The organism is Sulfurimonas sp. HSL3-7 (assembly GCF_039645985.1).
Classification (GTDB): domain Bacteria; phylum Campylobacterota; class Campylobacteria; order Campylobacterales; family Sulfurimonadaceae; genus Sulfonitrofixus; species Sulfonitrofixus jiaomeiensis.
This window is the reverse complement of the sequence record NZ_CP147919.1, coordinates 2838687-2861293: the sequence shown is the minus strand read 5'-3', so window position 1 is coordinate 2861293 and position 22607 is coordinate 2838687. Positions and strand designations below refer to the sequence as shown.

Sequence of the window (22607 nt, the reverse complement as noted above, 5' to 3'; positions counted from 1 at the left end):
GCTGTCCATGCAAAAGTCTTCACTGTTGATGCCATTGTTGTTTACCCTGCAGCTAACAGTGTTTGCGGCAGCGCCTTATAATCTTGAAGGGATCGCGTCGCTGAATGTTCTGGTGATCGACAGCGGCAAGACAATTACTCCCGCATTAAAGCAAAAGATCGAAAACGAGCTGAAAGAGAAGCTTGAAAAGAGCGGTATCAAAAGCAAAAAAGAGGGTGTCGGAGCACTGTTTGTAAAGATCGACGCGCTTAAGTCCGCAAACAGCACCGTCGTCAGCATCTCTTTCGGCGTGGGCGAAGATGCGAGGATTGAACGTGCCGGAACCGTTGACAGTTTTGTCCTGAGTTACAGCAACGATGATTTTTTTGAGAGCGAAGATGTGAATGCAGACGTCTATGACTCGATCGTCAACTATTTGATGGAGGAGTTCATTGAACAGTTCCGAGAAGATAATGAAGAGTAAGGGATTGATGTGAGTATTCAAAAGATGTGGAATGAGAAGTTTTCCCGTGAAGGTTTTTTGTACGGTAAAGAGCCGAATGCCTTTCTCGCGTCGAATAAGACGCTTTTTAGCCCGGAAAGCACTATTTTGATGTTGGGTGAAGGTGAAGGCAGAACAGCGTGTTATATGGCCTCTAAAGGCTTTAGAGTGAGTGCTTTGGATGCTTCGGACGTCGGGCTTGAGAAGACCAGGGCTTTGGCGGATGAGATGGGTGTCAAAGTCGAGACTATTCATGCAGATCTCGATACATGGCGGAGCAGAGAGAAATACCGTGGTGTTTTGACCTCATTTCTGCACCTGCCCGATCCGCTGAGGACAGAAGCCTTCAGCCATGCGGTCGATATACTTGAGAACGGCGGTTATTTTGTGGGGGAGTTCTTTTCGCTCAAACAGCTCTCGCGTGATTCGGGCGGACCCAAGATGGCGGAGCTTCTCTACACGCTTGAATCGCTTGAAAAGATTTTCAGCCGCGATGATGTGAAGATCATTAGGCTCGAGGCGTGTGTCGATTACCTCTGCGAAGGCAGCGGCCATCAGGGCGATGCCGAACTGATACGTATCATTGCACAAAAGATTTGAGGAGCGCAAGATGAGCAAACCGTTCATTCATCTGCCGGAACTGACGTTGAAGGCGCTTTTCGATTACAGTATTGAACACTACGGCGACCGTCCGGCTCTGGGGCAGGTAGATGGTGAATGCATGCGCTATGCCGAATTTGCATCCAAAGTTGCGCAGGTGCAGCAGCAGCTTCGTTCGCACGGTATCCGCCGGGGAGACAAGGTGGCGCTCTACAGTGAGAACATGCCCAACTGGGGCGTGATCTATTTTGCCGTTACGACAATGGGTGCGGTCATCGTCCCGGTACTGCCCGATTTTCACCCCGCCGAAGCGCTGCATATCGCCAATCACGCCGAGTGCAAAGCGGCGTTTATTTCGCAGAAGCTGTTTGAAGCTGTTTTGGATGAAGTGCAGCCGCCGGCAATGCGGCTTGTCGTCTATACCAACAACCTGGAAGTATTGGAGAAGCTCTCCGTGCCGAGCAAGGTGGATATGGCCCTGCAGAAAGGCGGGGAGCATCTAAACAGAGCGATGGGTAAACTTGGCCGTGAGAACGACACGGCCCCGATCAAAGAAGATGATCTCGCCGCCATCATTTACACCTCCGGTACAACGGGGAGTTCGAAAGGGGTGATGCTGAGCCACAAGAACCTTGCCTTTGAGGCGACGGCGGCACAGCATATTGTCGACATCTATCCCGAAGACCGTTTTCTCTCCATCCTGCCGATGGCGCATACCTACGAATGCACGATAGGTTTTCTTATCCCGTTTCTCAACGGGGCATCGGTCTACTACCTCGCCAAACCACCGACCCCGACACTTCTGATCAGGGCGATGGCGAGCGTCAAACCGACCTTTATGCTGAGTGTGCCGCTTGTGATCGAGAAGATCTACAAGAACAAGATCCTGCCGAACTTTCATAAGAACGTTGTTATGCGCACCCTCTATGCCGTTCCGTTTGTCCGCAAACAGCTCAACAAGATAGCCGGGAAAAAGCTGATGGAGACCTTTGGCGGTGAACTGCGCTTTTTCGGTATCGGCGGTGCGGCTCTTTCACCGACGGTCGAGCTGTTTCTCCGCGAAGCCGGTTTCCCCTACTGTATCGGTTACGGATTGACCGAGACCGCCCCCCTGCTGGCAGGTACCAACCCGTCAATCACCAAGTTCCGTGCCATTGGCCCTTCCCTGCACGGCGTAGAGCTTCAACTGCGCGACAAGAACGAAAAAGGGGTTGGCGTGCTCTGGGCGCGCGGCCCGAATGTGATGAAGGGCTACTACAAGGACCCCGAAAAGACAGCTGCCGTCATGGACGATGAAGGGTGGTTCAACACCGAAGATATCGGCTACTTTGATGAAGACGGCTATTTCTTTATGAGCGGCCGTGCTAAAAACATTATTGTCCGTCCGTCCGGGGAAAACATCTATCCGGAACAGGTGGAAGCCGCGATCAATATGCACGAACTGGTCGCTGACGCGTTGGTGTTTGACGACAACGGAAAATTGACGGCACGGATCAATCTTGATTATGAAAAACTCGACGAGCTGTTTGGTGTCAGCAACACCTCCGAGACCAGGATGCACAAGAAGATCGAAAAGATTCTCGAAGAGATCCGTACCGAAGTCAACGAGAACCTCTCTTCGTTTTCCCGTATTCACAAGGTGATCGAGCAACGCGAACCCTTCGTCAAGACACCGACGAAGAAGATAAAGCGCTATCTCTATGTCGAGGCAAAGTAGTGGTCAGATCGATCCTCTTTGTCTGTCACGCTAACATATGCCGCTCACCTATTGCAGAGGCTATTGCAAGCAAGATTGCCAGAAACAGAGGGCTCGATCTCACAATCGACTCCTGTGGTTTAAGCAGCTTGTACGCGGGGGAGATGCCCTGCAACTATTCTGTCCGTATCGCAGGGGAGCACGGTATCGACATCTCTTCGATGCGCGCGCGCCAGATAACCTACAAAGATATCGATACCTTTGAGCTGATCATCGCGCACGACGACAAAAACAGACTGGAGCTTATGGAAATGGGTGCTAAGAATGTTTTAAAACTGGGGGCTTTCGGCTATAACGGCGGGGATATCCCCGACCCCCACTTGTTCCCGAGTTATGAAGGGGTAGACGAGGTCTATGCGATAATCGAGCGCTGTGTCACCAATCTGTTAGAAGAACTAACAGAAAAGTAAACTCCCCTCCCCTGTAATTTTCATACTCTGTTATCTATACTTCTTCCATATTTGCACGTTTGATGCATAGATGAAGTTTTCCAGCTTCATACAAGGATGTATCTTTAAGTAGAATTATCGGGAGAAATAACCTATAGCGAATCGGCAGCACTGAAGTAAAAATTTTAACGATGTGCCAAAAGAGTAGTAAAAACAGCTGTTATTGAAGCGTTGATCACAAGCTGATTATCAGCTGCCAAAAGGACGCTCTTCGTATTTCATCGAGCTGCCGATCAGATAGAGAGACGCGCTTTTAAGCGCCTCTAACGAGCTGTAGCTGCCTATAGATAAACCGCACATGCCACCTTCAAAAACGATGCTGATCCCTTCACTCATATCAACAAACGGCAGTTTGTTATCTTCGACCAGCTGGGCGTCGCTGACACCGTCGATCTCAAATGCGATATTGATCCAGTCATTGCCACGGTTTCTGTCCTGCACAGAGAGTTCAAGGGTGAAGTTGAGTGGTGAGTTCATGACGACGGAACGGAGCTCGCCGTCGATCGCGTTATCGATGCGTGTTAATAGTTCGTTTGTTTTATTGGATAACAGAGGTTTCATAAAGCTCCTGAAAAGGTGTGAAAAATGGAGAGGAGAGAGAACAGCTCTCTACAAACAGTTCAGGTTTTCGGCCTATTGACAGCCGACGCACTCCATTGAACGGTCTTCGACATCACCGCTTGTTTCCGGCGACTGCGAGCGCAGGTAATAAGTCGATTTGATACCCAGTTTCCAGGCCAGCATATAGATGTCGTTCAGGTATTTACCGCTTGCTTTGTCAAGCGTGATAAAGACATTGAGACTCTGCCCCTGATCGATCCATTTCTGGCGGATAGCGCCGGCTTTGATCAGGATACGCTGGTCAAGGTCATAGGCCGGTGTGTAATACGACCATGTCTCAGGGCTCAGGTTCGGCACGACAACCGGGATGAGACCGCTAAGGTTCTCTTCGTACCATTTACGTTTATAGACCGGTTCAATCGCCTGTGTCGTACCGGTCAGGATCGAGATCGAAGATGTCGGTGCGACAGCCATCAGGTAGCCGTTACGCATACCGTTTTTCTTGATCGTTTCGCGCAGTTCATCCCACTCATACGTTGAAGCAAAGAGACCGCCGCGGTCGACAAGGTTGCGAACTTCCGCATTGGCATGATCCATCGGAAGGATGCCTCGACTCCATTTTGAGCCTTCAAACTCAGGATAAGAACCTTTTTCGACTGCAAGATCGGATGATGCTTTGATCGCGTTATAGCTCACGGCTTCCATCACTTCATCGACTTTGTCGAAATGTTCCTGGCTTCCCCAGCTGATGCCGGCTTCGGCTAACATCTGGGCTTCACCCATAACACCAAGACCGACGGAGCGCGAACGCATGTTTGTGCGTTTGACCTTCTCTAATGGATAGAAGTTAAGATCAATAACGTTGTCAAGTGCCCGCATGGCAACCGGAACGATGCGTTCGATATCCTCTTTTTTGTTGATACGCGAGAGGTTGACCGAGGCCAGGTTACAGACAGCCGTTGCCCCGTCGATCTTCTCTTTTTCCACGATGAAGATCTGACGTCCGCCGATGCTGTCGAGCGCCGTGACCTTGTTAGCCGGTTTTTCAATACCGCTGTCGACCTTGATCAGTTCGTCTTCTTCGAATGTCAGGAAATCACCCTCTTCAAACTTGAGCTTGATCAGGTAGTGGTTAGGGTTGGTGTTTTGGAAGATCTCGGTACAGAGGTTAGAACTTCTGATAATGCCGTAGTGGTCATTCGGGTTAGCACGGTTAGCATTGTCTTTAAAACAGAGGAACGGGCTGCCCGATTCAAAGTAGGAGGTCAGGATCTTGCGCCAGAGATCTTTTGCCTTGACCGTCTCTTTGATAATGTTTTCGTCGTTTTCATATTCAACATAACGTTTCTCAAACGCTTCGCCGTAAAGGTTTGTCAAGTCACGTGTCTGGTATGGATCAAAAAGGGTCCAGATCGCATCCTCCTCGACACGTTTCATAAAGAGATCGCTGATCCAGAGTGAAGGGAAGAGGTCGTGCGCACGGCGGCGTTCCTCACCCGAGTTCTTTTTTAGATCAAGGAAATCATTGATGTCGATATGCCATGGTTCAAGGTAAACGGCGATTGCGCCCTTGCGGGTACCGAGCTGGTCAACAGCAATGGCAACATCATTGGTGATCTTCAAAAACGGAACCGTACCGCCGGCCGCATTCTGGTGACCATCGATGTAGGAACCGATAGAGCGGACCTGCGTCCAATCCCAGCCGATACCGCCGCCGAATTTAGAGAGCAGCGCCATCTCTTTGTAGCCGTCAAAGATTCCTTCGATGTTGTCCGGAGTCGATCCGATATAACAGGAGCTGAGCTGGTGGCGCGGCGTACGTGCGTTTGAAAGTGTCGGTGTCGCAAGCATGATTTCAAACTTGGAGATCATGTCGTAAAACTTGATGGCCCACTCTTCTCTGTTCTCTTCGTTCTGCGCCAGAAACATTGCGATGCCCATGAACATATGCTGCGGTAATTCGATAGGCTTGCGCTTGCCGTCTTTGATCAGGTAACGGTCGTAAAGGGTTTTGACGCCAAGGTAGTTGAAAAGCATATCGCGTTCTGGAACAATGTGTTTGTCCAGTTCTTCAAGGTCGTACTTGTCGCGTAATCCAAGAAGAATACGTCCCTCTTGTTCGCCGCGTTCAAAATACTTCTCCAAGCTGTCATAGCCCGTAAAACCGTTGACCTGGTGGTAAAGATCGAAAAGGAAAAGACGTGCTGCTACAAAGGTCCAGTTAGGCGCATCGATATCGATCTTGTCGACGGCCGTCTTGATCAGTGTTTCCTGGATCTCTTTTGATGTGATGCCGTCACGGAAGTGGAGCTGTGCATCCACCTCAAGCTCACTCTGACTGACATTGCTGAGACCCTCTACCGCAGCCGAAGTGTACTTCTGAATTTTGGCGATATCGAGCGTTTCTCGTCGACCGTTACGTTTAATAATCGTGATCATTTTTTCCCTTGGCACATAATTTTTATTAATGATAGCTTGTAATAATTACAGCTTTACTTAAATACGCGTTTAAAGATCGCATCCACGTTTTTCGTGTAGTAATCATAGTTGAAACATTCACGGATCGCATTTTCGTCCAAGCTTGCGCGCAGCTCTTCGTCGGCTAACAGATGGTTAAGATAGAGACTCTCGCCTTTTTCGTTAGTCGTCGGTTTGCCCTGCTGGATCTCTTCCCATACTTTCATCGCATTGCGCTGAACGATCCTGTAGGCATCTTCACGGCTGACACCTTTTAGAGGCAGCTCAAGAAGGACACGCTGAGAGAAGACCAGACCGCCCGTCAGGTTCAGGTTCTTCATCATGTTCTCAGGATAGACCGTCAGGTTTGCGATAACACTGTTCATACGGTGCAGCATAAAGTCAGTCGTGATGAACGCATCCGGCAGCCAGAAACGTTCACTTGATGAGTGAGAGATATCACGCTCATGCCATAATGCTACGTTTTCCATAGCAGGATTTGCATACGCACGGATCATGCGTGCAAGGCCTGTTACGTTTTCTGTTAGGATCGGGTTACGTTTGTGTGGCATAGCAGAAGAACCTTTCTGCCCTTTTGCAAAATATTCTTCAGCCTCATATACTTCCGTTCTTTGCAGGTGTCTTACTTGAACAGCGAACTTCTCAACGGAAGAAGCCAGCAGTGCCAAGGCAGTAGCAAGACGAGCGTATCTATCCCTATGTACGACCTGGTTTGAACATGGTTCAGGTTTAAGGCCAAGCTCTGCCATCGCATATTCTTCAAGTTCAAGAGGTGCGTGTGCAAAGTTACCCATAGCGCCTGAGATCTGTCCTACAGAGATAACATCCATCGTCTCTTCAAGGTTTTTCAAGTGACGTGCGACTTCATCATACCAAACCGCCAACGTCAAACCGAAAGTTATAGGCTCACCATGGATACCATGACTTCGTCCTACCATCAACGTGAACTTATGCTCTTCGGCACGTTTCTTGATCGACTCCATCAACATCTTAACATCATCGATGATAATGTTTAAAGAGTCTCTCATCTGTAGTGCTACACCTGTATCAACTGCATCTGAACTTGTCATACCATAGTGGAACCATCGCGACTCATCACCAAGGCTCTCGGCAACGCTGGTGTTAAATGCGATCAGGTCATGTTTGGTGACCGCTTCGATCTCTTCGATACGCTCTACGGAGAACTTCGCATTTTTAACGATCTTGTCTGCATCCTCTTGAGGGATCTTTCCAAGTTTTGCCCAGGCTTTTACCGCTGCTTTCTCTACTTCTAGCCATGCTGCATATCGAGCATACTGTGTCCATTTTTCAGCCATTTCGGGGCGTGAATAACGTTCTACCATTTTGTACCTTTGTGTTGTTGAGTGATGAATACGTACCAACCGCTTAGAATCAATTCGACTAAGGTATAATTCGTACGAAAATCTCTGGATAAAAGACCATCTTTTTACAGTTTTTTATCCAGAGATTTCATCCACATTTTATCTATAAATAGTACAGGAAATAGACTAATAAAGGGTTTAAAAATGCCATTTATCATCAAGCAATTCAGTGTTGAAAAGAAGACGCCGGCTTTTCTTTTTCTCATCCGTGAATTAGGCATGACACATAAAGTTGCACAGCGTATGATTTCAAAAGGACGTCTCCTTTGTAACGGCGAATATGTGATGAAAGACTCTTTCCAGCTCGAGGGAAAAGTTGAGCTGATAGATTTCGAGCCTCAGACAAGAGGATTGGTACCCATCTTTGTTACTAACGATTTCGCTCTTTTTGACAAACCGTCCGGTGTTTTAATTCATCCGCAAAACCGTCATACGCCCTACTCGCTCATCGATGAGATCAAACACCACTTCGGCAGGGATGCAAACATTACTCACCGCATAGACCAGGAGACGAGCGGGCTTGTGTTAAGTGCTAACAATAAAAAGAGCGAACGCACACTCAAGATGATGTTTGAAGAGCGTAAAATGCAGAAACGATATCTGGCACTGGTCCATGGTGAAGTCAAAGAGATTATGGACATCAAAGAACCCCTGCTTCGCAGAGAAGATGAGAGCGCGATCGTGCGCATGGTTGTCCGTGTCCATCCCGAAGGCAAATATTCTGAAACCCTGATCACGCCAATCCAATATTTTCCCGAGCTTGATATGACACTGGTCGAAGCAAAGCCCTTGACCGGACGGCAGCATCAAATAAGGGTGCATTTGTTTCACGTGAAACATCCGATCGTTGGTGACCCGATATACGGGCAAAGCGAATCGGATATCGTCCGTTTTCTAGATAGAGATATCGACAGCAGTGAGCGAATTAAATTGGGAGGAGCGAAACGTCTTTTGCTTCACGCATCACAGTTGGAGTTCAGTTATGGCGGCAACGATTATGTAGTGAAATCCAAGACCGATTTCTTAAAAGAGTGCTACGAAGCTATGACCACATAGCAATAGAAATGAGAATATTTTACAGGAAGCGGCAGCTCCATACTCGGTTCTGTTAAGTCAGCCTTTTTTATTGTTTCACGTGAAACAATAAATATTATTTCCTCTATGAAACAGTAATGAGATCTGCAAAATATATGGATCGATTCAGCCACCGTTCAGTGTATCGCTACGGATATAGCGTTTCTGTTTTGATGCTTTCATCAGCTGCCGGTCTACAAGAATGTAACCATCTACGCAATCATTAAAATCACTGTCTATACCAAAATCAAAAAAGGTGACACCGCCCTCTTCGCATAGTTCTGAATACTGTTTGAACAGTGTCGGTACGTTTACATCAAAAGCGGCAAGGTAGTTTTTCAGTTGGACAAAGGCTGTTTTATAGTCATTGTCGTCAAAAAGTTCGTCAAACTCTTTGTTGGTTATATTGGAGAGCCGATAGGGAGAGCGGGCGGTAAGCGTTTTTTGCATCGGAGCAAAATAGCGGCTGTAAAAATAGACGATAGCATCTCTGGCACTGGCTGGGTAAGAAGCACTGATGCTTACCGGCCCCATAAGATAGCGTATCTGTGGATTATGTTTCAAATAGGCACCGATACCCTGCCAAAGATAGTCAAGTGCGCGCGTTCCCCAGTAGCGGGGCTGGACAAAACTTCGTCCCAGTTCTACAGCTTCTAAGAGATACTGGTCATGCTGTTCATCCATACTGCAGAGTTCATTGAGATAAAGCCCCTCTTTTCCTGACCACGAGAGGATCCAGTTGCATTCTCCAAGACGATAAGCGCCGACGACTTCCAACGCCTGGTCATCCCACAGCACCAGGTGCTGGTAGTACTCATCGTATCTGTCAAGGTCTTTGTGGCGACCGGTACCCTCGCCTACTTTTCGAAAACTGTATTCGCGCAGACGCCCTATTTCATTCATAAGCGTTGGAGCCTCACGGTACTCGACAAGATAGATGAGCTTATTGTCTGTGGTAGTGCCGAGATGCTCAGCACTGCTTAGCTCCTGTTTGATGAGCTGGCGAGACTCGGGATGCGCTATGCACTGTTCGGTCTTGTAAAATCCCTTTTTGCCTTTGGCAATTTTGTAAAGATGCTTTCGGAACAGTTTTGCATGTTGTTTCAGAGGGAGATTCATGCTGAAGACGGTTTGCGGTGCTACAAGTTCACCGATAGTAAATTCAAAGACGCTTTTTTTTGATTTGAACATCTCGTGGGCCAACAGTGCTGCGCCGAATGGTTTGTAGATCAATGATGCGGTATAAAAGGTCAAACTGTTGCGTGCATGAATATGTATAGGCAGTATAGGAGACTGGGTACGTTTGGCAAACTTCAAAAACCCTTTTTTCCATTTGCCATCCGATATGCCGTTAATATTGGCACGAGAGACCTCTCCTGCCGGAAAGAAGATGACCAGTTCTTCATTCTGCAAAGCGTTTTCGATAGCATGCAGACTCTCTTTTGTCAGTTTCCCGCTTATATTATCAACAGGAATGAGAAGCTCTTCTAATTGTACTATGTGTGATAGCATGGCATTGGCTACGATCTTGATCTTTTTCTCCTGGCGGACAGATATGAGCATCTGTATTAAGACCAAAGCATCAAGTGCGCCGAGAGGATGATTGGCGACAATAATACATTTACCGATAGAGGGGACATTGAGAATCTCTTTGTTATCTGTTTTATAGGATATCTCCAAGTGTTCCAAAACATTATTGATAAAATCGATACCACTCTGAGGATGGTTCTGCAAAAAATCATTGATATGCTGTTCATGAAAAAGCAGTTGCAAAAATGAGATGCCCGGTTTGGTTATCAGCTTTGGATAAGTAAAAATTTTGGGATGCTCGCTTTGTAAAATCTCTTCAATGCTAAACATAGTTTTCTCCGATAGAAAGTAAAGCAGTTTAGATATTTAATATTGCCTGGAGGTTACACGAGGGTCATATTTGGATTACTGAAGTGCCATCAAGTCAAGCAAAATATATCTTGTTAAAAGCGATACAGTGAATAGAATAGGAGTGGCATAAAAATGGGAAAAAAGTGATATTTTCAGCCGGAAAGACGCTGCAAACTCTGGGAAATGTGAAAAACTTTTTAGAAGGCTGTTTCAGATCTGCTACATATAGATAATTATTATGAATATGGTTTAGAAAACCCTGTTTTACGGGCCTTAAAAAAGATGGGTGTAAATTTTCAAATTAAGTATTTATTAATATAAAAGTAATCTGAAATACCGTAAAAAAAGCAAAAAATTACTAAAAATGGCCTCTCTTATTCACATCTTATGCACCGTGTGAAAATAAGCGGTTTTGAGCGTTTTTTTTCTTTAGATGACCCGTAGTATTAAAAATCTATTTTAATGCCTTCATGACGAAATATAGTGGCTCTATTTTTAAGAAAAATATAATGAATTTCTGTAAACGGAGTTTGATAATAAAAATATATTATCTATGTAGCCAAGACTTAATAATGAGTGTCATTAAAGATTATATGATTTTGATGTCAGTGGTCTATAAGAATAGTGTGTTAAGATTGTGGCCATAAACGGTCTCCCTGGTGTGTTGGCCGTTTTCTCTCTTTTTTTACCCATCTTCCATATCAACTTATTTTTGCACTGCATTGATTTAACGGGATAGTTATCCAATGATGTTGTTAAATCATCCGCCGATAATGACTGAGTTGTACGTGATGGTATTTTAGTTGACACGACAAGAATCGCATTTAAAACTGAAATATATATTCGATTGGATTTTTTAATATCCTTTTTGCAGCATATTTGATATCGTTTGTGATATACAATCAGTTTTCCTATAGCAGCATGTACTGGCTAATAAAACTACACTGAAGAGAATATACTTTTAGGCTTTTTGTTAATGATGCAAGTGTAGATTTCTGGCGGAGTCTGTGTGCGAATACAGATATTGATCTAAATAAGACGGTTGCCAATAAGGGTTCTTCTATCTTTGACACTCCTCCCAGGACAAAGTCATTAGGTAATTAATCATAGCAATGATTAAAAGGCATATTAATGCAGAAGCGTATTTTATTTCTTGGAGCATCACAGTCTCAGATCGCACCTATTATATATGCAAAAGAGCAAGGCCATTATGTCATTACCTGCGATTATTTACCGGAAAATCCAGGCCATAAACTTGCAAATGAATACCATGATATTAGCACTACGGACAAAGAGGCTGTTTTGGCGCTTGCAAAAAGATTGAATATAGACGGTATCGTTGCTTACGCTTCTGACCCAGCAGCGCCAACGCAAGCCTATGTTGCCAATTATCTTGGGCTTCCTTCCAACCCATATTCTTCTGTATTGATTCTTTCCCGTAAAGATCTATTCAAAAATTTTCTCAAAGAACACAATTTTTGTGTTCCCGAATCAAAGGCATTTTATGGTTATACCGAGGCAAAAGAGTGGCTTGATTTCGTTGCACTGCCTGTTATAGTAAAACCTGTTGACTCTTCAGGCAGCAAAGGTGTTACTCAAATCAAAGCAAAGGACGAATTAAAGTCGGCATTTGAATATGCGATGAAATATTCTAAGGAAAAAAAAGTCATTGTCGAAGAGTTCTTTGTAAAAAGTGGTTATCAGATCGGGGGCGACAGTTTTTTAGTTGACGGCAAGGTGGTATTTGCAAGTTATACAAACACGCATTTTGACAAAAACTGTAATCCCATGGTTCCGGTAGGAGGGAGTCTGCCATCCGTTTACGAAAAGCCTTTTTTGGACAAATTCCATAAGGAACTACAAAGACTAATGACTCTATTAAAGATGAAAACAGGTGCAATTAATCACGAATTCCAATTTGATCAGAATAATAATATTACTATTATTGAGGCGGGTGCCAGAAATGGAGGGAATCTGATTCCGGAACTTGTCTATCATGCAACAGGGGTTAACATGGTCAAATATACTGTCGATGCCGCATTGGGCAAGGATATTTCCTCCTTGAAGATGAAAAAGCCGGAAGGTTTTTATGCCTATTATGTTTTACATGCATTGCAGGATGGTATAGTCAAAGATATTTGTTTTAGCGATGAAATCAGAAAAAATATTATCCAAGAGTCAATATATATAAAAAAAGGCGACAAAGTGAAACAATTTAGAGGTTCTGATTGTACTTTAGGTATATTTATCATGAAATTTCGCAGCGAACAAGAAATGATTGAAAAAATGGACCACATGAACGCACATATACAAGTAGAAATAAAAGGGGTTGATACTTTTGACTTGTAATGAATTGTCTTGTGTTTTACCCTAGGCTTTTGCGAACAGATGTTTATTGATACAAGTTGTCTTTGAAATAGTAATTAAACTTGCCAGTATGAAGGGTTGATATACAAAAGCCTATTGATAAAAAAGTATTTATACTACGTTATAACGTTTAATGATCTTTTTAACACGGTTTTTCAGTTTGCGCAGTGCATCGGTCGCGTCTTTACCGTCGGCAGTGAGGTTGCCGAAGTCAACGTCATCTTCAAACTGTACTTTTGCGACCCATCCGATCTTCGTGTGGTATTTGACGCCGACGAAACGTACGGAACCAAAATGTTCTTCGCAAAGTTGGTGAATACGTAAAATACGTTCCGAGTTGGTTTTTCTTACTGCTGCCATGATAGATTTTCCTCAATATGTTTTAGATAATTGTAACCAAGAGAGCATAACCGTTTGTTTAATGCCGGGAGAAAGCGGCAGTGTGATCGCCCTTTCCTACTCTGCAGTAATGCACTATTTTAGGATTGGAAGGCGTGCTTTTAGCCGTTGTCATTTTTGATGACGTAGATCATGCCTACGACACCGACAACAACAATGACGATCAGAAAACCTATCTCTGTAATATCGAGCATGGTCATACCAACTCCTTTTTCTCGTTCTCTTTAGTCTCTTTGAGCTGACCGCAGGCAGCGCTGATATCGATCCCCTTCGAGTCGCGTATCGTACAGAGGAGACCGTGGTTGACAAGGTACTCCTGAAACGCAACCATGTCTTCACGGCTTGGGCGTTGGTAGTCTGACCCCGGATAGGGGTTGAAGTAGATCAGGTTGACCTTGGCCTTAATACCGCTGAGAAGCTTGACCAGTTTTTTGGCCGACTGAAGGTCGTCGTTTCTGTTCTTGATGACCAGGTACTCGAACATCACCCGTTTACGGGTGTCAATAGGAAAACGTTTGACTGCGTCGATGATGGACTGGATGTTATAGGCTTTGTTCATCGGGATCAGTTCGGTGCGAAGATCGTCGTCGACGGCGTGCAGCGAGATGGCGATATGGACGCCCAGGTCGGCCTCGCCCAGTTTGTCGATCTTGGTACTGATCCCGCTGGTGGAGACGGTCTGGCGCTTGCCGGAGATGGCGAGACCGTCTTCGTCTTTGAAGATCTTGATCGCCTTGGTCAGGCTATCGAGGTTGTCGAGCGGCTCACCCATCCCCATGTAGACGATGTTGACGCGGCGGTTGGAGGCGTGCTGGTTGTCTTTTTTGACTGTAAGCACCTGTGCGACGATCTCGCCGGGAGTAAGGTCACGGGTGAAGCCCCCCTTTGCGGTCAGACAGAAGCTGCACCCTACCTTGCAGCCGACCTGCGTCGATACGCAGACGGTGTGCTTTGCCTCGTGCAGCAGTTTGCCTTCGTCGTCATACTGGGCATCTTTCATCTTCAGCCATACGGTCTCGATGGTCTTGCCGTCAGGGAGTTCGAAAAGGTATTTGATGGTACCGTCGGCAGACTCCTCTTTGTGCAGGATCTTGAGCGGATTGAGGATGAATTTTTCGCTGAGCTCTTCTCGGAGGGCTTTGGGGATGTTCTGCATTTCGTCGAAGCTGTCGACAAAGCTGTTATAGATCCAGCCGAAGATCTGTTTTGCACGGAAGGCGGGTTTGACGAGGGTCTGGAGTTCCTCTTTGGTATAGTCAAGGATGGTCGGTTTTGTCTCTGCCACAGTCGCCTCGTCGTAATAGATTATTGAAATAATAGCGTAGAGGGACTTCAGAGGGATTGAAAAATTTGAGGAACTTTATCTGGCAGTCAGCTCTTTGATGCGTTGTTTCACGTGGCGTGTCAGCTTCTCTTTCGCCTCGTCGTGGTTTTTCAGAAAATCCGCATGCGCATTCTCGTCGCAGTAGTTGGTGACACAGAAAACACCGCCTGCAGGGATGTCGAACTCCTGGGCAATGCGCAGCACACTGAAGAACTCCATGTTCTCTATCTCGACACCGAAGTTCAGGAACTTTTTGACCAGTTCCGCATCGGTGGAGATGTAATTGGAGGAGTTGACGATGATGTCCTTTTTCCCTTCTGTCTGGGTACTGACGACATTGTCGAGCGGCGTATAGGCCTTTTTCTGCAAAAATGCCAGCTCGATATTGGCCGCCGTTTTAGACTCGATGATATCGAAGATATTGTGTTTGCCGTAAGAGCCGGCCGTTCCGACAAAGAGCAGGAATTCGGGTTTGTCAAAGAGGCAGAGGCGGGTCAGGTTCATCGCTGTTTCGACCAGGCCGACGCCCATCGGCGTGGCGAACTCGAAGGTCTCGTTGTTGCCGGCGCAGATGATCACAGAAACACTCCTGTTTGATTGTCAGGTGACATGCTTATAAGAGTGCGGTTTGTTCGTTGCGGTGTAAAAAGCATCATAACCTTACCGGGATGTGGTGGTCATGGAGGTAGTGCTTGAGGTCCATGATGTCGATCTCTTTGTAGTGGAAGATGCTTGCCGCCAGCGCCGCATCGGCCCCGTGCTCAAAGGCCTCTCTGATGTGTTCCATCGTTCCAGCGCCGCCGCTGGCGATGACAGGCACATTGAGCAGCTTGCTGATCTGCTCGGTGATCGGGATGTCAAAGCCCGCTTTGGTACCGTCGGCATCCATCGAGGTGAGAAGGATCTCCCCTGCCCCGCGGTCGACCGCCTCTTTGGCCCACTCAAGGGCGTTGAGGCCGGTATCGACACGGCCGCCGTTGAGATAGACGTTGTACTGGTCGCCCGTCTTTTTCACATCGATCGCGACGACGATACATTGCGAACCGAAACGCTGGGCTCCCTCATTGATGAATTCGGGGCGTTTGATTGCAGCGGAGTTGACGCTGACCTTGTCGCAGCCGACGTTCAGCAGGGCATAGATGTCTTCGAGTTTGCGGATCCCGCCGCCCACGGTCAGCGGGATGAAGACCTCCTGGGCCACTTTTTCGACTATGTCGACGATGGTGTCACGCCCTTCGTGCGAGGCACCGATGTCCAAAAAGGTGATCTCGTCGGCTCCCTCGTCGTTGTAGCGTTTCGCCACTTCGACGGGATCGCCGGCATCTTTAAGGCCGACAAAGTTCACGCCCTTGACAACACGGCCGTCTTTAACGTCTAGACAGGGAATAATACGTTTTGCGAAGTAATCCATATTGCTGCTTTCTATATAGTTGTGAAATTATAGGGCAACTTCTCTTAAGGCGATAAGAGTTTTTTCCCGGATATAAAAAGTGAAAGAAAGCGGTGCATTCCTCTTAAACAGTGAAAACGAAGACATTGGCGAACGTCAGGAGAAACTTTGCTTGTTTTGATTATTTTTTAGAGGTATAATTGAGGGAAAAGGAGGACTTTATGGATGCAATACGTCAGGAACTCAAAAGTCGCCAAAAAGAGATAGAAGGAGCACTGCAGCTTCTTTTTAAAACGAATATGAAGATCACCGATTGGGATGTTCCCGAAGCGGACAATAAAGAAGCGGCCATGATCTTGCTGGATATCTTGCAAGCGAAACTTGATACAATTCGTGAAGATGTCCTTGCGGGCAAATATAACAACTACTAAGGAACAGCGATGAGCTCACATAAAGACCACACCCATTTGGAGAAGATAAAAGAGGCCGTAGTGCACTCCGACATTCTCAGCGAAGACGAAAAATCACAGACGATCAAACATATCGAGGAGTGGATTCTCGAAGATAAGGCTGAGGGAACACTTTATCAGGAGCTGATCGAGTTGACAAACGGCATCAAGCCACTGTTGGCGGAACTGGGGCTGATCAAGTAACAATGGGTTATTCAAGTGCACTTCTTCTAGTGTTCGGGGGCCTGGGTGCGACGCTTTTTGGCCTCTACCTTCTTTACGACATGCGCAAGAAGGGGCTTCTTCACAAGATAGAGTCGCTTCCCTTCCCCGAACACTACAAAACGATCCTCTCGAAGACACCCTACTATCATAGACTCTCTTTAGCCGACCAGAAGAGAGTGCAGCGCTCGATCCTTCTGTTTATCCATACTAAGGAGTTTGTCGGTGTCCATACGGATGTCACGGAGGAGATGAAGGTGGTTATTGCCTTCTACGCCTGCCTGCTCCTGCTGCATAAGGAGACGGAGAGCTGTTACGAGAGCCTAAAGACGATCATCGTCTACCCGCACGCCGTCGTGACAAAACAGATAAAAGCCTTCGGTGGCATCTACACCAAAGGGGAGTTTCTGATCCAGGGGCAGTCGGCCAACGATACGGTCGTGATCACCTGGCACGAGGCGAAAAAAGAGGCCTACCATCTGCGCCACAGCAACGTCATCATCCATGAGTTCGCCCACGAGATCGACATGATGGACGGCGTTGTCGACGGGGTGCCGCCGATAGAGAGATCGAAATATGACGGTTGGGTCAATGTGCTCTACAGAGAGTTCAATACGCTCAATGCGATCGCACTCAAAGACCGGGGCTGGGGAAAATACAAGCTTCTCGGCGAGTATGCGGCAAGCAACGAGGCGGAGTTCTTCGCGGTTGTCACCGAGCGTTTTTTTGAGTCCCCTGCCTCGCTGAAACACCACTTCCCGGAACTCTACAACATGTTAAAGGGATTCTACAATATCGATACGGCAAAGCTTTGCGCATAAGAGCCGGCGGAAAACCCTGCTGGGGCCGAAACAGCGTTCAGATGCGAACGAAAGGCGGTTTTCTAAAAATACTGCCGCCCTGCTCCCTACAGAAAATAGGGTGCTATCTGCTGCACCCATCTCTTCAGCTCTCCGCTTCCTTCGTTTCGAACCCAACCACAGGAAGGAGCTGCGTCGATCGGCCATGATCCGACGATGATCCCTCCTTTCCGAGCAACAAGATCATAAAGTGCGGTCATCGCCTCTAAAAATGTCTCGCTGTACCCCTCCTGTGTACCCAGCCCATAAAAGGCCACGATCCTCTCCGAAAGATCGGCATGCCCTATCTGCAGCAGATAGGCCTTCCACGCATCCGGTGCTCTGCCCTCATCCCATAGCGGCAGACCGATGATCATATGCCTGTAGGCGGAGATGGCCTCTGCCGGGGCCGTGCCGATATCGCAGAGGTCGATCTCTCCAAGGGGAGCGAGAGCGGCGAGCTCTTTCTCGATATTGGCTGTAGAGGCTGCCGGAGAGGCGTAAAACAGGCCTATTCTGTGCATCTTATTCCCTGTTTTTGAGCAGGTCACACATCAGTCTCACCTGTTTTCCGTCAAAGAGAAGTGCGATAAGCCTGGCCGCCGGGTGGCGGTAGCCAAGGAGCAGGGCAAAGTCGGGATCGAACAGCTCCCCTCTCGCGAAGTAGCGGGCCTTCGGGTGGGTCGACTGCTTGAAGAACTGATGAAAGAGAAGTGACTCCTGGGCATAGATCATCGTCACCTTCTTACTCTTCTCGGGACGCAGCCTGTGGTACTGGAAAAAAGAGAAGATCGCGTTGTTGACAATAGTGCGCAGGTCCGTACGCGAGAGCATCGTCTCGTCGAGGGGGATTTTCGCCTCTTCGCCGAGACAGAGGTTGAAGGCCTCGCACAGAAGCCTGCGGTAGGTTACCTTTTTGGAGGCCGGGGTCCCGGAAGCATCAACAGAGGAGAGCTTGCGGTGCAGCATCAGATCGATATTCGACATTAGCAACCCCTCTTCCTGTTTTTCAGCATTTCGCGTATCAGCACATAGAGATCATCCAGAAAAGCTGTGGGTCCATCCATCTCGTTCATTCGCATAACAGCAGCTCCTTTTATGATAATTGTTCTCATAATTATAGGGAGTTGAGCTTAACAGACCTTTATTTTAATAATCATTATTAAAAAATATCGAGCTGTAAATATATATACGCAGGAGTGGCTGTCCGATACCGGTGATCACGGCAGGGGAAGTTCGATGTCGATCACCTCTTCATCATAAAGGCACTCTTTTTTCAGGAGATACCCTTTTTTAACCCTGTTGATGATGATCAGCCACCCCATCTCGGCAAAGAAGTTGATATGGCGTCGCACTGTGGCGTATCCGGCGCTCTTTTTGCCGTCGGCGAGCTGACGGGTCAGGTAGTCGATGCTGACCGGATGGCTCTGCTCGTGCAGCAGTTTGAGTACCAGCTCTCTCTGGTCGGAGTAGCGCTTCCTGTTCTCTTTGAGATGGTGGTAGAGCGCTCTTCGAAAGCAGATCAGAGAGTCGCGTTCTTTTGGATTGATATAAAGCATTGCCTCCCCCTACTCGAGCAGCTGCTCATAGCGCTTATCGGTCAGCGTCTTCAAGAAGGCGACAAGGGCGTCGATCTTTGTGTCAGTCAGTGCCGGCATGCTCAGGTCGGTGCGGTTGACGGTGGCGTTCGTCTCGGGATCGCCCCACGGCAGGCCGGTCTCGGGGTTCTCCGGCCGGTCTCCGCTCCCCATATGGTCGTAAAATTCGATCACGGTGCGGAGCCCCCTGAAGACGCCGTTATGCATGTAGGGGCCGGTGACGGCGATATTGCGCAGGGTCGGCGTTTTGAATTTGCCCTTGTGCGCCTCGTCACTGACGGCGGGGTTCCTGAAGAGGCCGTCGTCGATCACACCGCCGGCAAGCGGCGTATTTGCGCTGTAGAGATCCGTATTGGGCGGTACGCCGATGTTGTGGAACTCGTAGCTGCTGAAGGTCTCTTTGGCCGTCTCACTCTGGGAGTTGAGCTGGTGGCAGGTGGCGCAGTTGGTGTTGGCCTCGGAAAAGAAAAGAGCCATACCGAGCTCCTCCTGAGAGGTCATCGTGTACTCCCCTTGCAGGTAGCGGTCGTATTTGCTGTCGAAAGGGGCGAAGAGCTCTGTCTTCTCAAATTTTGCAATGCTTTCTGCCATAGCGGCATAGGCGCTTTCTGCATCGGAGAAGACGGCATCGCCGTAGAGCTGTTTAAAGGCATCGACATAGTCGCTGTTCTCTTCGATGCGCGTCACGGTCGCTGCTTTGCTCGGCATCCCCATCTCGATAGGGTTGGTCGGCGGTCCGCCCGCCTGCCCTTTCAGGTCATCCTCACGCCCGTCGAGAAACTGACCGCCTTTGGGATGTGCTCCGGTCAGGCTGAAGTGAGGCGAGAACTTTGCATAGGCTGCCGTCGGGGCGTTGCGCTCGCCCAGAGAGGTGCCGTTGTCGCCTAAAGAGACCGCCCCCTCTACGATGTTCTCCCGGTCATCTATGAAACTGTGTTCGGGGTTGTGGCAGGTCGCACAGGATTGGGTGCGGTTGAAGGAGAGGTTGGTGTCGAAAAAGAGTGCTGCTCCGAGTGCCTCTTTTGTGCTGTAGAGCGCGACATCAGCTGTGTCGTTGCCGCTGCTGCCGTTGCAGGCATTCAACAGGAGTGCCGACGCCGCTGCGGCTGCAAAGGTTTGAAAGTTTTTCATCATGTCTCCTCTAAAAGATGAAGCCGGCCGAAACGGTTGCGGCCTGTTCATCTGCTAAATTGGCACTGCTGCCGTAGTCGCGCACCATAAAGTCGGCCTTGATGACGACTTTCGGGTCCGGGTAGTAGGCAAAGCCGCCGCTGTATTCCATAAAACGGTTGTTGTCGGGGTTGTCGGTCACCCCGTCGGCATCCATATCCAAACGCTCGATATCGCCGACAAGATAGAAGTTTTGTGACGTTGAAAGGAGGTGAAAGAGGTCATATCCGACGGTCAGGTACTGCCCGTTGACTTTGGAAGAGATCTGCTCGCCGGTTGCTGTACGAAGTTCGGCCAGGTCGCCGTCGAGGGCGCCATAGGTTGCCAATGTTTTCACATTGAAGCCCTCTGCGTTATAGGTGGCATGGGCCTCAAACATTACCATCGAGATATCGGCATTGCCGCTTGTCAAGGTGTCACCGGGTTTCGACTCGTTTAATATCGAACTCTGCCCGTAGAGTGCCGAAGCACCGATATCGAAGCCGCTGCCGACGCTATAGCTCGCACGGACAACACCACTGAAGTCATCGGTAAACTGGCGTGCGCCCAGGCGCCCCTGCTGTATATAGCGCCCCTCTACAAAGGCGCCTGCATCCGGCGAGGTGATCAGGCCGGCATAGTATTCGAACCCGTCGATCTCCCCGTGGAGAAGGGCCCCGTTGGTATGCCAGGTGGAGGGAATGATGAGGGTCTCTACCGTCGGCCGCTCCGTCGTCAGGTAGGCGACAGGCTCATGGTTGAGGTTGGTCAGACCCATCGGGACGAGAATGTGTCCGACGCGGAGGGAATAGGCTTTGTCGATCAGAAAGTCCAGGTAGGAGAACTCGACGATGGCATATTTGTAGTTTTTGGTGTCGTCGGAACGGGCACCGCCGTCTTCGAATTCGACCTCTGTGTTCATGACGATCCAGTCGTTGAACTTGAAGCCGAAATAGGGAACGAAACGGACAATGTTGAACTCGCTTTTGTTGCGGGTGGCGTTGGCCGTATCGCTGTCGTAGTTTTTGTAGTCAAAATATTTTTTGTACTCATACTCGCCGTAGCCGCCGATCGAGAGAAAGTCGCGGGAGTGGTAGACTTTGGATGCGGCAACCCCCATAGAGGAGAAGCTCTGATACTCATCTTCTGCTGCTGCCGCGTCCTTGCCCGTGATCTCGTCGAGCAGCGCCTCGTTGGTTTCTGACTGCTCCTGACGCATCTCCTGCATCTCTGTTCTGAGCTGGTCGAGCTGCTGCTGCAGCGCCTCGTTGGTCGCGCCTGATGCCAAAGAGGCAAGGGCGCTCAATCCTAATAGTGTTTTTTTCATTTTTCTGTTCCTGTATGTAGATTAAAGGGTTCGAACAGCAGTGCCAGGACGCTGTTGTGGTTGACGTTTTCATCAATGCCGAAGCGAAGATCTTCGCTCTTCTGAATGAGACGCGTCCCGAAGAGAGCGTCCCAGATGCTGAGTGCACCGCCGAAGTTGGTATGGGTGTGGGTCGTCGAGTGGTGGAGCTGATGCATATAGGGCGAAACGAATATTTTTTCGAACACCGCCGGAAAACGAAGCGGCAGATGTGAGTGGCGGAGGTTTGCACCGGCGAGGGTAAATAGGACCACGAAGGCGTTGGCACCTAGAAACTCGACCAGACCGACGCGCGCGCCGAAGAAGTAGATAAAAATCCCGCTGACAAACCCAGCACTAAGTGCGTAACGCAGACCGAAAAGAAGATTTTCGACCGGGTGGACCCGGTAAAAGGTGGCCGGGTTCAGGACTTCGGCACTATGGTGAACGCGGTGAAAACGCCATAACAGCGGGATACGATGCATCATGCGGTGCAGCCAGTAGCGGGTGAGATCGCTGACGACAAAGAGGGCCAGGGTGTAGAGCAGAACGATGGCCGTCTTCTCCCACCGCAACATCGGCTGGTAGCCGAAGAGCAGCTGCATCCCCTTCACCATGGCGAGGGCGACCTCTGCCGCGCTGAAGAGCAGCGGTGCGATCAGCAGGGCTTTGATGAGGGCGATCACAAAGAAGTAGAGATAGTCCAGCTGTGCCGATCGGTGCCACCAGATGGTTTTGGCGAAGAGGATCTTACGATACTCCGGTCTGCGCCACACGAAGTAAAGGGCGATCACAAAAGCGCTTGCAAGGTAGAGCCAGAAGATGCGCTGGTGTTCATTGAAGAGGTAATCGATGCCGATCAT

General features: G+C 48.4%; 23 protein-coding genes. 9 read left to right on the top strand and 14 right to left on the bottom strand.

Annotated elements, in window-relative coordinates:
• Positions 1-7 precede the first annotated feature (7 nt).
• From WCY20_RS14215 to WCY20_RS14200, 4 genes are read left to right on the top strand one after another with little or no spacing between them, the layout of a single operon-like run.
• Positions 8-463 (top strand): hypothetical protein, encoded by a 456-nt coding sequence (locus WCY20_RS14215; RefSeq protein ID WP_345976040.1) that lies wholly within the window; start codon positions 8-10, stop codon positions 461-463.
• A 9-nt stretch (positions 464-472) separates the two neighbouring features.
• Positions 473-1081: a class I SAM-dependent methyltransferase gene (locus WCY20_RS14210; RefSeq protein WP_345976039.1), complete on the top strand. Its 609-nt coding sequence runs from the start codon at positions 473-475 to the stop codon at positions 1079-1081.
• Between the two features lie 10 nt (positions 1082-1091).
• Complete coding sequence (locus tag WCY20_RS14205; RefSeq protein ID WP_345976038.1) at positions 1092-2798, top strand: AMP-binding protein; 1707 nt, start codon at positions 1092-1094, stop codon at positions 2796-2798.
• Complete coding sequence (locus WCY20_RS14200; RefSeq protein ID WP_345976037.1) at positions 2798-3247, top strand: low molecular weight protein-tyrosine-phosphatase; 450 nt, start codon at positions 2798-2800, stop codon at positions 3245-3247. Before WCY20_RS14205 ends, WCY20_RS14200 begins: the two co-directional genes overlap by 1 nt.
• A gap of 228 nt (positions 3248-3475) precedes the next feature.
• Here the strand turns inward: WCY20_RS14200 and WCY20_RS14195 are convergent, their stop codons facing one another.
• The 3 genes from WCY20_RS14195 to purB form a co-directional block, all read right to left on the bottom strand.
• A complete protein-coding gene (locus tag WCY20_RS14195) occupies positions 3476-3847 on the bottom strand; it encodes a hypothetical protein (protein ID WP_345976036.1) in 372 nt (123 codons plus the stop codon).
• A 72-nt stretch (positions 3848-3919) separates the two neighbouring features.
• Positions 3920-6286: a ribonucleoside-diphosphate reductase subunit alpha gene (locus WCY20_RS14190; protein WP_345976035.1), complete on the bottom strand. Its 2367-nt coding sequence runs from the start codon at positions 6284-6286 to the stop codon at positions 3920-3922.
• A gap of 53 nt (positions 6287-6339) precedes the next feature.
• On the bottom strand, positions 6340-7668 hold the full coding sequence (gene purB / locus WCY20_RS14185; protein ID WP_345976034.1) for an adenylosuccinate lyase: 1329 nt from the start codon (positions 7666-7668) through the stop codon (positions 6340-6342).
• Between the two features lie 183 nt (positions 7669-7851).
• Here purB and WCY20_RS14180 point away from each other — a divergent pair, with 183 nt between their 5' ends.
• Positions 7852-8763 (top strand): RluA family pseudouridine synthase, encoded by a 912-nt coding sequence (locus WCY20_RS14180; protein ID WP_345976033.1) that lies wholly within the window; start codon positions 7852-7854, stop codon positions 8761-8763.
• Positions 8764-8907: 144 nt separating this feature from the next.
• Here WCY20_RS14180 and WCY20_RS14175 read toward each other — a convergent pair whose 3' ends face one another.
• On the bottom strand, positions 8908-10641 hold the full coding sequence (locus WCY20_RS14175; RefSeq protein ID WP_345976032.1) for a lysophospholipid acyltransferase family protein: 1734 nt from the start codon (positions 10639-10641) through the stop codon (positions 8908-8910).
• 1152 nt (positions 10642-11793) lie between these two features.
• On the opposite strand from WCY20_RS14175, the gene WCY20_RS14170 reads away from it, so the two are divergent.
• The gene (locus WCY20_RS14170) at positions 11794-13011 is read left to right on the top strand and encodes an ATP-grasp domain-containing protein (RefSeq protein WP_345976031.1); all 1218 of its coding nucleotides are present in this window, start codon (positions 11794-11796) and stop codon (positions 13009-13011) included.
• A 129-nt stretch (positions 13012-13140) separates the two neighbouring features.
• Here the strand turns inward: WCY20_RS14170 and WCY20_RS14165 are convergent, their stop codons facing one another.
• The 4 genes from WCY20_RS14165 to hisF form a co-directional block, all read right to left on the bottom strand.
• The gene (locus WCY20_RS14165; protein WP_345976030.1) at positions 13141-13389 is read right to left on the bottom strand and encodes a hypothetical protein; all 249 of its coding nucleotides are present in this window, start codon (positions 13387-13389) and stop codon (positions 13141-13143) included.
• Positions 13390-13624: 235 nt separating this feature from the next.
• Positions 13625-14713 (bottom strand): 23S rRNA (adenine(2503)-C(2))-methyltransferase RlmN, encoded by a 1089-nt coding sequence (gene rlmN / locus WCY20_RS14160; RefSeq protein WP_345976029.1) that lies wholly within the window; start codon positions 14711-14713, stop codon positions 13625-13627.
• A gap of 75 nt (positions 14714-14788) precedes the next feature.
• Positions 14789-15331 carry a purine-nucleoside phosphorylase gene (locus WCY20_RS14155; protein WP_345976028.1) on the bottom strand — a complete coding sequence of 181 codons (543 nt, stop codon included), beginning with the start codon at positions 15329-15331 and terminating at the stop codon, positions 14789-14791.
• A 73-nt stretch (positions 15332-15404) separates the two neighbouring features.
• A complete protein-coding gene (gene hisF, locus WCY20_RS14150; protein WP_345976027.1) occupies positions 15405-16163 on the bottom strand; it encodes an imidazole glycerol phosphate synthase subunit HisF in 759 nt (252 codons plus the stop codon).
• 200 nt (positions 16164-16363) lie between these two features.
• Here hisF and WCY20_RS14145 point away from each other — a divergent pair, with 200 nt between their 5' ends.
• Genes WCY20_RS14145 through WCY20_RS14135 form a run of 3 tightly spaced genes read left to right on the top strand, consistent with a single transcriptional unit; the run spans position 16364 to position 17634 of the window.
• Positions 16364-16573, top strand: coding sequence for a hypothetical protein (locus tag WCY20_RS14145; RefSeq protein WP_345976026.1), 210 nt, complete (start codon positions 16364-16366; stop codon positions 16571-16573).
• Between the two features lie 9 nt (positions 16574-16582).
• Entirely contained in the window at positions 16583-16795 is a 213-nt protein-coding gene (locus WCY20_RS14140) for a hypothetical protein (protein ID WP_345976025.1), read from the top strand.
• Positions 16796-16797: 2 nt separating this feature from the next.
• Entirely contained in the window at positions 16798-17634 is an 837-nt protein-coding gene (locus WCY20_RS14135; RefSeq protein WP_345976024.1) for a M90 family metallopeptidase, read from the top strand.
• Between the two features lie 86 nt (positions 17635-17720).
• Here WCY20_RS14135 and WCY20_RS14130 read toward each other — a convergent pair whose 3' ends face one another.
• From WCY20_RS14130 to WCY20_RS14105, 6 genes are all read right to left on the bottom strand, one after another.
• Positions 17721-18176, bottom strand: a complete 456-nt coding sequence (locus WCY20_RS14130) for a hypothetical protein (RefSeq protein ID WP_345976023.1) — start codon at positions 18174-18176, stop codon at positions 17721-17723.
• Position 18177: 1 nt separating this feature from the next.
• Positions 18178-18639 (bottom strand): hypothetical protein, encoded by a 462-nt coding sequence (locus WCY20_RS14125; protein ID WP_345976022.1) that lies wholly within the window; start codon positions 18637-18639, stop codon positions 18178-18180.
• Between the two features lie 233 nt (positions 18640-18872).
• Entirely contained in the window at positions 18873-19211 is a 339-nt protein-coding gene (locus tag WCY20_RS14120) for a transcriptional repressor (protein WP_345976021.1), read from the bottom strand.
• A 9-nt stretch (positions 19212-19220) separates the two neighbouring features.
• Positions 19221-20381 carry a cytochrome c peroxidase gene (locus WCY20_RS14115; RefSeq protein ID WP_345976020.1) on the bottom strand — a complete coding sequence of 387 codons (1161 nt, stop codon included), beginning with the start codon at positions 20379-20381 and terminating at the stop codon, positions 19221-19223.
• Positions 20382-20391: 10 nt separating this feature from the next.
• Positions 20392-21726: a hypothetical protein gene (locus tag WCY20_RS14110; protein WP_345976019.1), complete on the bottom strand. Its 1335-nt coding sequence runs from the start codon at positions 21724-21726 to the stop codon at positions 20392-20394.
• Positions 21723-22607, bottom strand: coding sequence for a sterol desaturase family protein (locus WCY20_RS14105; protein WP_345976018.1), 885 nt, complete (start codon positions 22605-22607; stop codon positions 21723-21725). The genes WCY20_RS14110 and WCY20_RS14105 overlap by 4 nt, the downstream gene beginning before the upstream one ends.

Bases quoted from the DNA above. Each gene is read 5' to 3' on its own strand.
- WCY20_RS14215 (WP_345976040.1), top strand. From the start codon at position 8: ATGCAAAAGTCTTCACTGTTGATGCCATTGTTGTTTACCCTGCAGCTA.
- WCY20_RS14205 (WP_345976038.1), top strand. From the start codon at position 1,092: ATGAGCAAACCGTTCATTCATCTGCCGGAACTGACGTTGAAGGCGCTT.
- WCY20_RS14195 (WP_345976036.1), bottom strand. From the start codon at position 3,847: ATGAAACCTCTGTTATCCAATAAAACAAACGAACTATTAACACGCATC.
- WCY20_RS14190 (WP_345976035.1), bottom strand. From the start codon at position 6,286: ATGATCACGATTATTAAACGTAACGGTCGACGAGAAACGCTCGATATC.
- purB (WP_345976034.1), bottom strand. From the start codon at position 7,668: ATGGTAGAACGTTATTCACGCCCCGAAATGGCTGAAAAATGGACACAG.
- WCY20_RS14180 (WP_345976033.1), top strand. From the start codon at position 7,852: ATGCCATTTATCATCAAGCAATTCAGTGTTGAAAAGAAGACGCCGGCT.
- WCY20_RS14175 (WP_345976032.1), bottom strand. From the start codon at position 10,641: ATGTTTAGCATTGAAGAGATTTTACAAAGCGAGCATCCCAAAATTTTT.
- WCY20_RS14170 (WP_345976031.1), top strand. From the start codon at position 11,794: ATGCAGAAGCGTATTTTATTTCTTGGAGCATCACAGTCTCAGATCGCA.
- WCY20_RS14165 (WP_345976030.1), bottom strand. From the start codon at position 13,389: ATGGCAGCAGTAAGAAAAACCAACTCGGAACGTATTTTACGTATTCAC.
- hisF (WP_345976027.1), bottom strand. From the start codon at position 16,163: ATGGATTACTTCGCAAAACGTATTATTCCCTGTCTAGACGTTAAAGAC.
- WCY20_RS14145 (WP_345976026.1), top strand. From the start codon at position 16,364: ATGGATGCAATACGTCAGGAACTCAAAAGTCGCCAAAAAGAGATAGAA.
- WCY20_RS14140 (WP_345976025.1), top strand. From the start codon at position 16,583: ATGAGCTCACATAAAGACCACACCCATTTGGAGAAGATAAAAGAGGCC.
- WCY20_RS14135 (WP_345976024.1), top strand. From the start codon at position 16,798: ATGGGTTATTCAAGTGCACTTCTTCTAGTGTTCGGGGGCCTGGGTGCG.
- WCY20_RS14130 (WP_345976023.1), bottom strand. From the start codon at position 18,176: ATGCACAGAATAGGCCTGTTTTACGCCTCTCCGGCAGCCTCTACAGCC.
- WCY20_RS14125 (WP_345976022.1), bottom strand. From the start codon at position 18,639: ATGTCGAATATCGATCTGATGCTGCACCGCAAGCTCTCCTCTGTTGAT.
- WCY20_RS14120 (WP_345976021.1), bottom strand. From the start codon at position 19,211: ATGCTTTATATCAATCCAAAAGAACGCGACTCTCTGATCTGCTTTCGA.
- WCY20_RS14115 (WP_345976020.1), bottom strand. From the start codon at position 20,381: ATGAAAAACTTTCAAACCTTTGCAGCCGCAGCGGCGTCGGCACTCCTG.
- WCY20_RS14110 (WP_345976019.1), bottom strand. From the start codon at position 21,726: ATGAAAAAAACACTATTAGGATTGAGCGCCCTTGCCTCTTTGGCATCA.
- WCY20_RS14105 (WP_345976018.1), bottom strand. From the start codon at position 22,607: ATGATCGGCATCGATTACCTCTTCAATGAACACCAGCGCATCTTCTGG.